The following is a 12,985-nucleotide window of genomic DNA, read 5'->3' as shown; positions in this document are numbered from 1 at the left end:
TTATCGGCGCCGAGGCCATGGCCGCCTCGCTAAAATCCGGCAACCTCAAGCCGCGATAATGGCGGCTTGCTCGATTACGCCCCTGAATCGTCCGGGCGGCGATCCCGATGCCCTAACTCCAGCTTCGATGCCGAAGTCGGCCGGAACGCGCCTTTCCGGCCAGTCTCTTTCAGCATGGCCCAGTGCGCCTGAAAACCTGTCATGATTTCGATAACCCGATGGATGCGGTCCGCGCGCGTCCCTTGCATTGCGGGCGCGCCTTCTTTACTGAACAGCGCCAGATGGGCGGCATTGTTGATCAGCGCCAGATGGGTGAAGGCCTGGGAAAAATTGCCCAGGAACTCGCCGGTATCAGGATCAATCTCTTCCGAGAACAGTCCGACATCATTGGCTTTATTCAACAGACGCTCATACAGCGCCTTCGCTTCCGGGTACCGATCCGCGACCAGAAGCGCGTCGACCAGCCAGAAACTGCAGATTAAAAAAGCCCCTTCCTGGCCGGCCAGATAGTCATGCCGCTTATAGCGGTGCAGGAAATCGCCCCGCCCCAGTTCCTGCCGGATCTGCTCGATCGTCGCTTGCAGCACGTTCTCGCCGAGCGGGAAGCCGACCAGCGACGCCAGCAGCAACGAGGCATCGGTCGCCGGATGGTCAAACGCTTGCCGAAGGTAGCGCTTGCCGGGTTCCAAGCCATGCGCTTCGATGGCTTCCAGGATCTGCTCGCGTGCCGAAGTCCAGCCCTCGCGAACCCCGAACAGGCGTTCGGCATTGTCCAGCGCCACCCAGCACATGATTTTGCCGTAGACATAATGCCGCGGAGGTCCGCGTATCTCCCAAATGCTCTGGCCGCCTTCCTGCCAATGATCCTTGATGTAATCGGCCAAAAGCACCAGCGTTTCCCGTTCCCGCCGGCCAAACTGCCCGCCCAGCGACTGGTACAGATAGGCCCACGCGATCACCTCGCCGTAGGCATCGAGCTGCTCCTGATCGTAGGCCGCGTTGCCGTTGCGCACGGGCCGGCTCTTGCGGTAGCCTTCCAGATGGTCGAACAGCGTTTCGGTCAGCGTCGTCTCGCCGTTGATGCCGTACATGATCTGGATGACGTTGCCGGCGCCGGCGCCCTTGCATTCCTCGTAGAGAAAGTCCGAGAAGCGCCGCGCCTCGCCACTGTAACCGAGCACGGTCAAGGCATAAAGCGTGAAGGTCGCGTCACGGAGCCAGCAGTAACGATAGTCCCAGTTGCGCTCGCCGCCGATCGCTTCGGGCAGCGAACAGGTCGGCGCGGCCACGATGGCGCCGGTGGGCGCATAGGTCAACAGTTTCAGGGTCAGCGCGCTTCTGAGCACGGCCTCCTGATAAGGGCCACGGTAATGGCAGTCCAGCGCCCACTCCCGCCAGAACGCCTGGGTGGTCCGGAAAACGTCATCAACCAGGGTTTTCGTCATGAAAGGCCCGTCCTCGTCCGGTTCGGCCATGACCACAAAGCAGTACCGCTCCCCTTGCTGTACCGGAAACCCGGCTTCCGCCACGTCGCCTTTCAGGGAAAACGCCACATCCGGGGCAAACAGGGCCGGCCCTTCCGGCACGCTGATCCCGCTGCCGGTTTTTACCAGCCGGGCCGGCGCTCTGGCGAACTCCACCGAAGGTCGATAGCGGACCCGGACGTCAACCGCGCCGTCCACACAGTCCAGCAGGCGGACGAGCCAGTATGGCGCCCTGAGCGAAACATAATCGTGCTCGCCGGCATCGGGCCGGCGACCCACGGGCATGAAGTCCGTGACCCGCACCGACCCGGATGCGGCTGTAAAGCAGGTCTGCAAAATAGCCGTATCATAGATATAGGCCCGTGTGCTTTCGGCCGGTTCGTCGGCGCTGATTTGAAAATATCCGCCCTTGCCTGCATCCAGTATCCGGCAAAAAACCGGATCGGCGTCAAACCTGACCAGCGAGCACCAGTCGATGCTGCCGTCGCGCGCCACCAGGGCCGAGCCATGGCAGTCGCCGATCAGCGCGTAATCGCGGATAGGCGCGTAAGGGGAACGACAGTCTTGTTCTTCCGTCATACTGCCGTCCCCGCCTTCAGCCGCAACGGCATCACCTTATTCGCCATCGGGCCTGTTTTTACTGCGCACTTTTAAGTTGCAGGTTATTTTCCACGGACTTGACGCCTTCGACGCGCTGGGCAACCTCGGCCGCTTCATTGATATCCGCCTGAGAGTCCACGAAGCCGTTTAATTGCACGACGCCCTGATTGGTTTCGACATTGATGTCAAAGGCACTCAGTCTGGCATCATTGACTATGGCCGCCTTGACCTTGGTGGTGATCATGGCATCGTCAACATATTCGCCGGCAGTATATTCGCCGCCTCCGGCCGCGATATCCAGCCTTTCCCCGGCTATCGCGGTTCCGTAACCGACTGTTGAGGTCAATACCAGCGCCAGGAAAAAAGCAGGGCAATGTTTGAATGATTTCATAACGAACCTCCTGATGTAATGATTAAATGACAACGGTCTAGCATGATGGATACCCGGATATCGAAAAGCACATGCTTATGAGGCGAAACGGTATTATGTCGCCGGGCAAGCGTGCGCCACTCTGGCTTGGCTGACAGCATCCTCCAGACGTAAAAACCAACCGAACCCCGAAGGATCAGGTATTACGGCAGAAGACAGGCTCTGGCTTAAAGATTGGGCATCATCCAGCTGTATAACAACATTAGCCTCCAAACCAGCCACCGTCAGTTCGATGTCGAACATAAGGCGCATCTCGTTTCATTCATTATCGTACCTGTCCTGATTGCCGGATCTGAAAAATGTGCCCGCGCCAATTCACAGGCATGGCGGCAACAGCACCGCCATCAGCCCCAGGCTCAGCGTCGCGATGGCGCCTATCAGATTGATGCCCATGCCCAGCCTGGCGATGAACCGGTGTGACGAACCGTTTCGCCTGTCGCCGGCGCTGGCCGCGCGCCAGCAGTCGTAGGCCCAGTACAGCAGAAACCCGGTAACCGCCAGGGTACTGAACAGCAACGCGACATTGATCCAGGTGAAAGGACCATGCTCGGCCGGCGGCGGCGCCACCTCGCAGGCATACGACAAGGCGCCGTACATCAAGGCAAACCAGATGATCCAGACAGCCAACCCCAAAGCCAACTGAAATGGATTGTAAGGCGATATCATCAGGCACCTCCCCAGGCGATAGGCAACAGCACGATGGCTGCGAAACTGACCCAGAAGATGACGACCGTGTAAAACCACCAGGGCTCCACGACCGCCAGTTCGTAGGGCGCGGCTTTGCCGACATAACCGCAAGCCACGCGCCAGGCCTGCAGCACGGTCATGATCACGGCAAGCCCGCTGTGGAACAGCTGGTTCATCAGCATCACCGAAATAACGGCGTCATGGGCGGTTTGCGTGGGGACCAGCGTCGAATCCGCCCAGGCCCAGATCAGCATGCCGCAGTGCAGCAAGCCAAGCACCGATATGCCCCACAGCCAGCCGCGCAGATGACTGTCCAGTCCCTCGCGCAGCCGCTGCACGACACGGATGTAACAGATCACGGCGACGGTCAACAGGACGCCGCTGATCAGCAACGGCATCCAGGCCAGCGGCGCCGTCTCGGGCACCTGCCAGTGCGGCGCCACGGTCCACAGATACAGCCAGCCGAACAGCAGGGACAGAAACAGCGCGCCATCGGCCAGCAATGTCACGACCATGCCCCACAAACCGGGGCTGTCAAATGTTCGGGAATGCAAGGGCGGGTAGCCGGGCATGACCTCGGCATCGGGCGCCGCCAGAGGATGCGCGCCGTTTACCCAGGACCAGCGCAGCAGCAGCACCAGGCTGACTCCGACCGCAACCAGCGCCAGGCTATAGGTCCGGATCAACAGACTGATGCACAGCACCGACAACGCCAGCGCCGCGTAAAATGGCAGCCAGGAATTGCCGGGCAGATGGATGATGTCCCGCACCCTGCCGGTCACCGCGTCCGACCCCCAGGTCTCGCGCCTGCCGTGTTCGATCTCCGGCAGGGTATGGCGGCCTTCGGCAACGGTCGCCTGCAGGTCCGGCTGATCCCACATCGGATGCCGCATCGGATAGGCCGGCAGGCTGATGAAATTGTACGGTTCGGGCGGTATGTCGGTGGCCCACTCCAGCGTGTCGGCCTGCCACGGATTCGTCCCGGCCGGCCGGCCGAAGCGGAAATGCAAGGCGATATCGAGCAGCACCATCGCGATGCCCATGGCGGTAATGAAGCCGCCTATCGACGAGAGGCTGTTGGGCAGGTCCCAGCCCAAGCCCGCCGGATAGGTGTAAACGCGCCGCGGCATGCCCAGCAGCCCGGTCAGATGCATGACCAGAAACGTGGTATTGAACCCGATAAAGGTCAGCCAGAACCCCCAGCGCGCAAGCTTGTCGGACGGCATGCGTCCGGAAAAATGCGGCAGCCAGTAGTACAGGCCCGCGATGACCGGAAACAGCATGCCGCCAAACAACACATAATGCATGTGCGCCACCACGAAATGGGTGTCGTGCACCTGCCAGTTGAACGGCACCAGCGCCAGCATGACGCCGGTCAATCCGCCGGCCACGAAGATAATCAGAAACCCGACCAGCCAGAGCATCGGCACATGATAGACCGGCCGCCCGGTCCATAGCGTCGCCAGCCAGGCGAAAATCTGGATGCCGGTGGGAATCGCGATCAGCATGCTGGCCATCGAAAAGAACGCCTGCGCCAGTTTCGGAATGCCGATGGCAAACATGTGATGCACCCACAGACCGAAGCTGATGAAGCCGGTCGCGATGACGGCCAGCACGATCCACTGGTAAGCGACGATAGACCGGCGCGCGAACACCGGCAGCAGCGTCGACACGATGCCCGCGGCCGGCAGGAAGATGATGTAGACCTCGGGATGGCCGAACAGCCAGAACAGATGCTGCCAGAGAATGGAATCGCCGCCGCGCGCGACATCGAAGAACGGCAGGCCGGCCGAGCGTTCCAGCTCCAGCAGGATACTGCCCAGGATCAGCGGCGGAAAGCCGAACACGATCATCAGCGCCATGACCAGTATGTACCAGCAATACAGCGGCATGTGCAGCAGCCCCATGCCGGACGTGCGGCTGCGCAGGATCGACACGACCAGCTCGACTCCGGCCGACACCGCCGAGATCTCGATAAAGGTCACTCCCAGCAGCCAGAAGTCGGCGTTCGGCCCTGGCGAGTAAACGGCATTGCTCAACGGCGTGTACATGAACCAGCCGGCCGCCGGCGCGATGCCCAGCACCAGGCTGGACATCAGGATAAGGCTGCCGAACAGATAACAAAAGTAGCCGAAAGCGCTGAGCCGCGGAAACAGCAGGTCGCGCGCGCCGAGCATTTTCGGCACCAGATAGAGCGCCATCCCCTCCAATATCGGCACCGCGAACAAAAACATCATGACCGTGCCGTGCATGGTAAACAATTGATCATAGAGTTTCGGGGCGATCAGTGTCTGCTCCGGCAAGGCCAGCTGTGTGCGCATCAGCATCGCCATCAGTCCGCCGATCAGGAAGAACACCCCGCCCGTGACCATGAAGCGGATGCCGATCGCGGTATGGTTGACGATCGTCAATGCCCGCCAGCCGCTCGGATTGCCCCAGACCGCCATGAACTCGTCATGGAGCGCGGCGCGGTCTTTTCCGTGAGATTCATTCATGCTGATGTGCCTCCAGCCAGGCCTTGAATGCTTCCGGCGTATGCGCCTCCACCGCCAGCACCATACGGGCATGCCCCTTGCCGCAGAATTCCGCGCACTGCCCGCGAAAACGGCCCGGCGCGTCGGCTTGAATACGCAGGATATTGATGTGGCCAGGAATCATGTCGATTTTGCCGGCCAGTCTCGGCACCCAGAACGAATGAATCACATCGCTGCTGGTCACGTGGATATCGACCGGCACGCCGGCCGGCAGGTGCAGTTCGTTCTTTGCCGCGACGCCGGACTCGGGATAGCGTACTTCCCACCACCACTGATGCCCTGTTACATCGATACGCAGCGGCGGCTCTTCCAGCGGCAACGGCAACATGCGGTAGCCCAGGGGTATGCCGAAGCCGATCAGCACGGCAATAGTGATAATCGGCAGGATCAGGCCGCCGCCGACGATCCATTGATGATAAAGCCGGCGGGTCTGCCCTTCGCTATACGTCTTCGGCTGACGCCACATCGCATACAGCCATAATGCCGTGACCGCCACCAGCACCAGCGTGAAAAAACCGAACATGCCCCACCAGAGCCCGGCTATGGCAAGCGCTGACGGTCCCGCCGGATCCAGCGAGGATTGCGGACCGCTGCAGCCGCCCAGAAAAAAAATGATGCCGATGGGCACTGGCAAAGCTAAACTGAGACTAACCGTTAACGATTCCGCTTTCAACCGCGAAGGGAGGCCGTCATGACGAATGAACCTATCCGCAGTCTCATGTCCATCGCCGGACACCCGGTTCACCCGATGCTGATTCATTTTCCCGTGGCCTTCCTGCTCGGACTGGTCGGCGCCGATCTGGCCTATGTCTATACCACCGACCCGTTCTGGGCGCGCGTCGGCCTGTGGCTGGCAGGCCTGGGCAGCCTGGGCGGCTGGCTGGCGGGACTGGCGGGACTGGGCGACCTGGTCTTGGTGCGGCGCATCCGCAACCTGATCATCGCCTGGAGCCATGCGTTGATGGCCGTCATGACACTGTCGCTGGCTTCGCTCAACTGGCTGCTGCGTTTTAACGACGCGAACGGCTTCAATCCCTGGGGCTTGTATCTGTCGTTGCTGACGGCAGCGCTGATCACCGTTACCAGCCTGCTGGGCGGGCAAATGGTGTACGGACATGCCGTCGGGGTCGATGTCAAGCATTGATCCTCTGCTTTGCCGGTTCAGTTTCAGATATCGCAACGCCGACTCCTAAAAGGGTTTAGTCAATACAATCCAGACAATCGCCGGGATCAGCAGGGCAACCGCGGCGCCCAGCAGCACGCAAGGGAGCGTCACGGTTTTGTAGGGCGCCGTCTGCGTGCGCAGCAGCATCCAGCCGACAACGGCATGGCACACGACCAGTACAGCGACCAGCGTGAGCTTTAGAATGAGCCACGGTTCAACGATGCGGCCCGTGATAAAAACGGCTGTGCCGGAAGCAATGGCGATTAAGGCGGCCGGCGTCGCGAACAGGCTGAACACCATGATGGTCACAGCCTGATGGCGTTGCACGTCAATGGCCGTCTGCCGGGAAGCCGTGCCGGCGATCAGCGCGGGCAAATAGAGCAGTGAGCCGCACCAGCATAAAACAGCGGAGATATGTAACAGCAAAAGCCAAACCACAATCCCTCCCCTTTCCATTATCGCAGCCCATCTCCGCCAGCTCCGGAGCTGAACAGGCTTAACTCGGTGTTTATCAGAAACTTATAGGGAATGAATAGTTCAGTCTGTGCGGTAGCGTACGTATCGCGTTAACCGCGGCATACCCCGCCGGTTACTCGGCGTATTTCGGATCGAACGGGTGTTCCGTACGGCGGTAAAGCCTCAATACTTTTTTCACATATTGCTGCGTTTCAGGATAAGGCGGCACGCCCCGGTAGCGGTCGACCGCGCCCTCGCCGGCATTGTAACCGGCGGCGACCAGCGCCACATTGCCTTCATAGCGCGCCAGCAGCCAGCGCAAGTAGGCCAGGCCACCGCGGATATTTTGCGTGGCGTTGAAAGCGTCCTTGACATTGAAGCGGTTCGCCGTGCCGGGGATCAGCTGCATGAGCCCCATGGCGTTTTTTGCCGAGCGCGCCTTCGGTTCGAAGTTGGATTCGACGCTGATGATGGACAAGGCCAGGCGCGCGTCGATCTGGTACCAGGGTGACATCGTTTTGACCAGTTTGACTATCCATTTTTTGCCGGCCGGCAAGCGCCGGATGGTTTTCTCAAGGTCCAGGAGCTGACCGGCCGATAAGCCGTAACCGCGAGGCTTCTCCGGCAGGCGGCCTTCAACGGTCATGCATGCGGGCAATTCGGATGAAACCAGATGCACGGTTTCGAGCATGGCTTGCGCCTCATAATGACCCTGCCGGCCGGCCAGGGAAAACAGCGCGGCGGCCAGCGCGCGGTTTTCGGGCACGCCTTCGCCGAATGCGTACAACATGCCCAGCTGATACTGCGCCTCGGTACTGCCCAGTCTTGCCGCCTGGCAATAACGCCCTGCCGCCCGCCACAAATCCAGCGGCTTGAAAGCGTGTTCCGCCAGTTTGGCGCCTTCGCTCAGCAGACGCCGCGTGACCGGCGGCTCAAGTTCCAGCTCCACGGCTTCAGCCGGCAGTATGGGCCACGCGCAAGTCGCCAGCCATAGCGCGACGCACATGGCCCGGTTAAATCTGATCATCAGTACGTTACCTGTGGGGATAGTCTTACCTTAACCTGAATATTTCACCACGAAGGACACGAACGCCTCCAAGGATGGAGGCGGTAGAATTGCGTCTGGAACAGCAATCGAGCACACGAAGGCTTTTCAATTCAAATACTTAGAAATATTTCATGATGAGCTTATGAAGTTATCGGTGATAAATGATAACGCCATGATTTTCTTCGTGTTCTTCGTGTTCTCTGTGGTTTCATCAAATATCCGGGTTAATGGACCGATTGCGGGAATTATAAAATTCACGTTCCTAAGCATAGACAAGCTCAGGCATTTAGCCAGTGAACCGCCCTCCCTCTTCCCATCAAGGCCAAGTTCCCCTATCCTGTACGGCACTGAAAATTAACCTTAACCAAAAAAATTATGACTGAAGCAGCTGTTTTATTTTCCGATGCCAAACGCGTCATTCCGGGCGGCGTGAACTCGCCGGTCCGCTCTTTCAGCGGCGTAGGCGGCACGCCCGTATTCATCGACCATGCCAGTGGCGCTTATATTTACGATAGCCAGGGCAACCGCTATATCGACTACGTCGGCTCCTGGGGCCCCATGATTCTGGGCCATGCCCATCCTGAAGTGATTGCGGCGGTCAAAACGACTGTCGAGAAAGGCCTGAGCTTCGGCGCGCCGACCGAAATCGAAACAATTATGGCCCAGCGCGTGACCGAGCTGGTGCCGTCCATCGATCTGGTCAGAATGGTCAGCTCCGGCACCGAAGCGACCATGAGCGCGATCCGCCTGGCGCGCGGCTATACCGGCCGCGACAAGATCGTCAAATTCGAGGGCTGCTATCACGGCCATTCCGACTCCCTGCTGGTCAAGGCCGGCTCCGGCGCATTGACGCTGGGCGTACCGAGCTCGCCGGGCGTGCCGGCCGCCTTCGCCGAAAACACCATTACCCTGGCCTATAACAACATCGAGGCGGTCAAGACACTGTTTGCCGATATCGGCGAGCAGATCGCCTGCATCATCGTCGAGCCGGTCGCCGGCAACATGAACTGCATCCCGCCGGTGCCGGGCTTCCTGGAAACTTTGCGCGAGGTCTGCGACCAGTACGGCAGCGTGCTGATCTTCGATGAGGTCATGACCGGCTTCCGGGTCGGCCTGCACGGCGCGCAAGGTCTGTACGGCATTACCCCCGACCTGACGACGCTGGGCAAGGTCATCGGCGGCGGCATGCCGGTCGGCGCCTTCGGCGGCAAGCGCAAGATCATGGAATGCCTGGCGCCGCTGGGCCCCGTCTATCAGGCCGGCACCTTGTCCGGCAACCCGGTCGCGATGGCCGCCGGCCTGAAGACGCTGGAGCTGATCTCGCGCCCCGGCTTCTTCGAGGAGCTGGCGGCCAAAACCGAAACACTGACGGCGGGCATTCAGCAGCGCGCGCAGCAGGCCGGCATCGCGCTGACCACCAATACGGTCGGCGGCATGTTCGGGCTGTTTTTCACCGCAGCCGGGCAGGTCACGAGCTTCGCCCAGGCCACGGAATGCGACCAGAACCTGTTCAAACGCTTCTTCCATGCCATGCTGGAGCAAGGCGTTTATCTGGCGCCGTCGGCGTTTGAAGCTGGGTTTGTATCCATCGCGCATACGGACGACGACCTGAGCCAGACGCTCGATACCGCCGAGGCCATCTTCAGGCGCTTATAAACCGGTTCAGGAAATAAACATGACGGATGATATTCGCTGGCGGCAACGCTTTCAGAATTATGAAAAAGCATTCTTGTTGCTGGAGCGGGCTCTGGTTATAAAAACGCCTTCTGAAGTCGAGCGCGGCGGTATCATCCAGTTCTGCGAAATGGCTTTCGAACTGGCATGGAAGCTGATGAAGGATTATCTCGAATATCAAGGCTTTACCTGTGTGTCGCCCAGAGAAGCGATCAAGCAGGCTTTTCAGGCCAATATTCTCGATGACGGCCATTTATGGCTGGAGGTTTTGGTCGACAGGAATCTGGCCACGCATACTTATGACGAAAACAGGGCCCTGGCGGTTGTCGCCAAAATCAGGTCATCTTATTTTCCGGCCTTGCAGCAATTGTATCGTTATATGAAAGCCGAAATGCAATGATGGACGCAGGACTGACTCAAGCCGATATCCGGCTCATCCTGGGCGCGATCAAGCAGTTTCCTGAAATTCATGAAGCGCTGATCTTCGGCTCTCGCGCCAAAGGAACGTACAAAAAAGGATCCGACATCGATCTGGCCATCAAAGGCAAGGCTGTCTCCAGCGAAACGATTCACCGATTGAGTTTTCTGTTGAACGAAGAATTGCCTTTGCCGTATTTTTTTGACGTCGTGCATTATGAAACTATTGAGAACCAGACACTGATTGAGCACATCGATAGAATCGGCACACCGCTTTTCTCTTATCTTCAGAAGAATGATAGTTTTTCCCACAACTGAACGATGGACCTGTTAATTAACACACCCGCCTGGGCATTTGCCTTGATCGGCGCTTTAATCGGCGCATTACTGATGCACCTGTTCAATAGCCGTAGCAAGGCGCTTGTTACACGGCTGTCGACCGATCTCGCCGTCGCCGGGGAAAAATTAAGGCAGCTCCAAGCCTGCGACGCCGAATTGAAACAGTATCAGCAGCGCCTGATGCAGGCCCAGGCCCAAAATGCCCAGTTGCAGGCGCGCATGGACGAGCAGGCCCGGCATGCGGCCGAGAAACTGGCGCTGTTGCAGGATGCCGAAGTCCGGTTGAAAACCCAGTTCGAAAACCTGGCCGGCAAAATCTTCGACGAGCGCAGCCGACAGTTTTCCGAACACAATAAAGCCAGTCTCGATCACATCGTGATGCCGCTGCGCGAGCAACTGGGCGAATTCAGGCAGCGCATCGAAACGGTTTACGACAATGAAAACAGGGACCGCATTTCCCTGCGCGAAGAGATCGTCTCGCTGCGGCGCGATACGGCGCAGATGAACCAGGAAGCATTGAACCTGACGCGCGCCCTGAAAGGCGACAAGAAAGCCCAGGGCAACTGGGGTGAGATGATTCTGGAAAAGGTGCTGGAACAGTCGGGGCTGCGCAAGGGCATCGAGTATGAGACCCAGGCCGCGTTCCGGGACGGGGACAACCGGCTGTTCAAGCCCGATGTCATCATCCGCCTGCCCGAGGACAAGGACATCATCATTGACTCCAAGGTATCGCTGCTGGCCTATGAGCGCTACTGCGCCAGCGAGGACGAGCAGGAAAGGACGCAGGCCTTGAAACAGCACACGGAAGCCGTGCGCGAGCATATCAAAAGCCTGAGTCGGAAAGACTACGCCGGCCTGAAAGGCCTGCGGTCGCTGGATTTCGTCCTGCTGTTCATGCCGATCGAGCCGGCCTTCATTGCCGCGGTCCAGGCCGACGAGCGCCTGTTCACCGACGCCCTTGAGCACAAGATCGTGATCATCACGCCGACCACGCTGCTGGCAACCTTGCGCACGATCGAGAATATCTGGCGCTACGAGCGCCAGAACGAGAATGCCCGGGCCATCGCCGACAAGGCCGGCATCCTTTATGACAAGATCCGCGGCTTCGTCGAAGAACTGGATAAGCTGGGCCGGCAGTTGAGCACCGTCAACACGACCTATGACAGCGTCATGAACAAATTGACGCGCGGCAACGGCAATCTGATCCGCCAGGCCGGCAGCTTCGTCGATCTGGGCGTTAAGGTCAAAAAGCCGTTTGCCAAAAGCATTACCGAACAGGCGGGGCTGGAAACCGGCGAGCGTTAATGCGTTTCAGCCGCCAGACCGGATTCACTGACCGGCGGCAGCGGAACGGAGTTTGTAGTCATGCCGAACATTGGGAACGGGTGACCTGCCCGTCCGGCGGTAGAACCGACGGCAGTTAAAGCGCTTCTTCAGGCTCCAGCCTGGATTCCGTGGACAGCGTGCGCTGCCGGCTTTTCCATGCCCGATGCTCGATCATGACCTGCAGCACTTCCTGCGGATCGTCGGTAACCTTGATCAGGTCCAGGTCTTCCGGCGAAATGGTCTCGTACTGGATCATCGTCGTTTTGATCCAGTCGATCAGGCCGGCCCAGAAATCGCTGCCGAACAGCACCAGCGGCATCGGGTATATTTTGTGCGTCTGCATCAGCGTCAGCGCTTCAAAAAGCTCATCGAGCGTGCCGAAACCGCCGGGCATGCAGATGTAACCCATCGAATAGCGCACGAACATGACTTTTCGCACAAAAAAATAGCGGAAATCCAGCGCGACGTTCTGATAGGGATTCGGTTTTTGCTCCATCGGCAGGTTGATGTTCAGGCCGATGGAGTGGCGCTTTTGCAGATGCGCGCCCTTGTTGGCCGCCTCCATGATGCCGGGGCCGCCGCCGCTGATAATGGCGAAATCGTTCTTGGCCAGCAGTTCGGCGATTTCGACCGTTTTTTGATAATAGGCATGATGCCGGTCAAGACGGGCCGAGCCGAAAATCGACACGGCATCGCACAGGCCCGACAGCCTGTCGAAGCCTTCGGTGAATTCGCTGATGATTCTGAAGATGCGCCAGGACTGGTCGCCTTTCATGTCCTCGATAATGCCCGAGGCGTCATAATGGTTCTTCCAGCAATCCATCG

The 12,985-nt window shown here is 59.1% G+C and carries 14 protein-coding genes; 5 read left to right on the top strand and 9 right to left on the bottom strand.

Annotated elements, in window-relative coordinates:
- Positions 1-74: 74 nt before the first annotated feature.
- The 6 genes from EK22_RS13015 to coxB all read right to left on the bottom strand — a co-directional run bounded on the left by EK22_RS13015 (position 75) and on the right by coxB (position 6,363).
- Positions 75-2,063, bottom strand: coding sequence for a glycoside hydrolase family 15 protein (locus tag EK22_RS13015; protein ID WP_051961890.1), 1,989 nt, complete (start codon positions 2,061-2,063; stop codon positions 75-77).
- Between the two features lie 58 nt (positions 2,064-2,121).
- Positions 2,122-2,475 (bottom strand): BON domain-containing protein, encoded by a 354-nt coding sequence (locus EK22_RS13010; RefSeq protein WP_020158318.1) that lies wholly within the window; start codon positions 2,473-2,475, stop codon positions 2,122-2,124.
- A gap of 93 nt (positions 2,476-2,568) precedes the next feature.
- Entirely contained in the window at positions 2,569-2,757 is a 189-nt protein-coding gene (locus EK22_RS13005; RefSeq protein ID WP_152565099.1) for a hypothetical protein, read from the bottom strand.
- 72 nt (positions 2,758-2,829) lie between these two features.
- Complete coding sequence (locus EK22_RS13000; RefSeq protein WP_020158320.1) at positions 2,830-3,180, bottom strand: hypothetical protein; 351 nt, start codon at positions 3,178-3,180, stop codon at positions 2,830-2,832.
- Positions 3,180-5,696, bottom strand: coding sequence for a cytochrome c oxidase subunit I (ctaD, locus tag EK22_RS12995; protein ID WP_036251569.1), 2,517 nt, complete (start codon positions 5,694-5,696; stop codon positions 3,180-3,182). Before ctaD ends, EK22_RS13000 begins: the two co-directional genes overlap by 1 nt.
- Entirely contained in the window at positions 5,689-6,363 is a 675-nt protein-coding gene (gene coxB, locus EK22_RS12990) for a cytochrome c oxidase subunit II (RefSeq protein ID WP_036251566.1), read from the bottom strand. Before coxB ends, ctaD begins: the two co-directional genes overlap by 8 nt.
- 63 nt (positions 6,364-6,426) lie before the next feature.
- On the opposite strand from coxB, the gene EK22_RS12985 reads away from it, so the two are divergent.
- Positions 6,427-6,879 (top strand): DUF2231 domain-containing protein, encoded by a 453-nt coding sequence (locus tag EK22_RS12985; protein WP_036251564.1) that lies wholly within the window; start codon positions 6,427-6,429, stop codon positions 6,877-6,879.
- Between the two features lie 45 nt (positions 6,880-6,924).
- Here EK22_RS12985 and EK22_RS12980 read toward each other — a convergent pair whose 3' ends face one another.
- The gene (locus EK22_RS12980) at positions 6,925-7,338 is read right to left on the bottom strand and encodes a CopD family protein (RefSeq protein WP_235209353.1); all 414 of its coding nucleotides are present in this window, start codon (positions 7,336-7,338) and stop codon (positions 6,925-6,927) included.
- 151 nt (positions 7,339-7,489) lie between these two features.
- On the bottom strand, positions 7,490-8,383 hold the full coding sequence (locus tag EK22_RS12975) for a lytic transglycosylase domain-containing protein (RefSeq protein ID WP_036251559.1): 894 nt from the start codon (positions 8,381-8,383) through the stop codon (positions 7,490-7,492).
- Positions 8,384-8,779: 396 nt separating this feature from the next.
- Here EK22_RS12975 and hemL point away from each other — a divergent pair, with 396 nt between their 5' ends.
- From hemL to EK22_RS12950, 4 genes are read left to right on the top strand one after another with little or no spacing between them, the layout of a single operon-like run.
- Positions 8,780-10,060 (top strand): glutamate-1-semialdehyde 2,1-aminomutase, encoded by a 1,281-nt coding sequence (hemL, locus tag EK22_RS12965; RefSeq protein ID WP_036251554.1) that lies wholly within the window; start codon positions 8,780-8,782, stop codon positions 10,058-10,060.
- 19 nt (positions 10,061-10,079) lie between these two features.
- Positions 10,080-10,478, top strand: coding sequence for a nucleotidyltransferase substrate binding protein (locus EK22_RS12960; protein WP_036251552.1), 399 nt, complete (start codon positions 10,080-10,082; stop codon positions 10,476-10,478).
- Positions 10,475-10,813, top strand: coding sequence for a nucleotidyltransferase domain-containing protein (locus EK22_RS12955; protein WP_081917889.1), 339 nt, complete (start codon positions 10,475-10,477; stop codon positions 10,811-10,813). Before EK22_RS12960 ends, EK22_RS12955 begins: the two co-directional genes overlap by 4 nt.
- A 3-nt stretch (positions 10,814-10,816) precedes the next feature.
- A complete protein-coding gene (locus tag EK22_RS12950) occupies positions 10,817-12,139 on the top strand; it encodes a DNA recombination protein RmuC (RefSeq protein ID WP_036251550.1) in 1,323 nt (440 codons plus the stop codon).
- Between the two features lie 115 nt (positions 12,140-12,254).
- On the opposite strand, the gene EK22_RS12945 is transcribed toward EK22_RS12950, so the two are convergent.
- Complete coding sequence (locus tag EK22_RS12945; protein WP_020158330.1) at positions 12,255-12,983, bottom strand: LOG family protein; 729 nt, start codon at positions 12,981-12,983, stop codon at positions 12,255-12,257.
- Positions 12,984-12,985: the final 2 nt, after the last annotated feature.

The organism is Methylobacter sp. BBA5.1 (genome assembly GCF_000746145.1).
In the GTDB taxonomy this organism is placed as follows: domain Bacteria; phylum Pseudomonadota; class Gammaproteobacteria; order Methylococcales; family Methylomonadaceae; genus Methylobacter; species Methylobacter marinus.
This window is presented reverse-complemented; position numbering and strand designations above follow the sequence as displayed.

Excerpts from the sequence above, each read along its gene's own strand:
- EK22_RS13015 (WP_051961890.1), bottom strand. The coding sequence starts at position 2,063 with ATGACGGAAGAACAAGACTGTCGTTCCCCTTACGCGCCTATCCGCGAT.
- EK22_RS13010 (WP_020158318.1), bottom strand. The coding sequence starts at position 2,475 with ATGAAATCATTCAAACATTGCCCTGCTTTTTTCCTGGCGCTGGTATTG.
- EK22_RS13005 (WP_152565099.1), bottom strand. The coding sequence starts at position 2,757 with ATGTTCGACATCGAACTGACGGTGGCTGGTTTGGAGGCTAATGTTGTT.
- EK22_RS13000 (WP_020158320.1), bottom strand. The coding sequence starts at position 3,180 with ATGATATCGCCTTACAATCCATTTCAGTTGGCTTTGGGGTTGGCTGTC.
- ctaD (WP_036251569.1), bottom strand. The coding sequence starts at position 5,696 with ATGAATGAATCTCACGGAAAAGACCGCGCCGCGCTCCATGACGAGTTC.
- EK22_RS12985 (WP_036251564.1), top strand. The coding sequence starts at position 6,427 with ATGACGAATGAACCTATCCGCAGTCTCATGTCCATCGCCGGACACCCG.
- EK22_RS12975 (WP_036251559.1), bottom strand. The coding sequence starts at position 8,383 with ATGATCAGATTTAACCGGGCCATGTGCGTCGCGCTATGGCTGGCGACT.
- hemL (WP_036251554.1), top strand. The coding sequence starts at position 8,780 with ATGACTGAAGCAGCTGTTTTATTTTCCGATGCCAAACGCGTCATTCCG.
- EK22_RS12960 (WP_036251552.1), top strand. The coding sequence starts at position 10,080 with ATGACGGATGATATTCGCTGGCGGCAACGCTTTCAGAATTATGAAAAA.
- EK22_RS12955 (WP_081917889.1), top strand. The coding sequence starts at position 10,475 with ATGATGGACGCAGGACTGACTCAAGCCGATATCCGGCTCATCCTGGGC.
- EK22_RS12950 (WP_036251550.1), top strand. The coding sequence starts at position 10,817 with ATGGACCTGTTAATTAACACACCCGCCTGGGCATTTGCCTTGATCGGC.
- EK22_RS12945 (WP_020158330.1), bottom strand. The coding sequence starts at position 12,983 with ATGGATTGCTGGAAGAACCATTATGACGCCTCGGGCATTATCGAGGAC.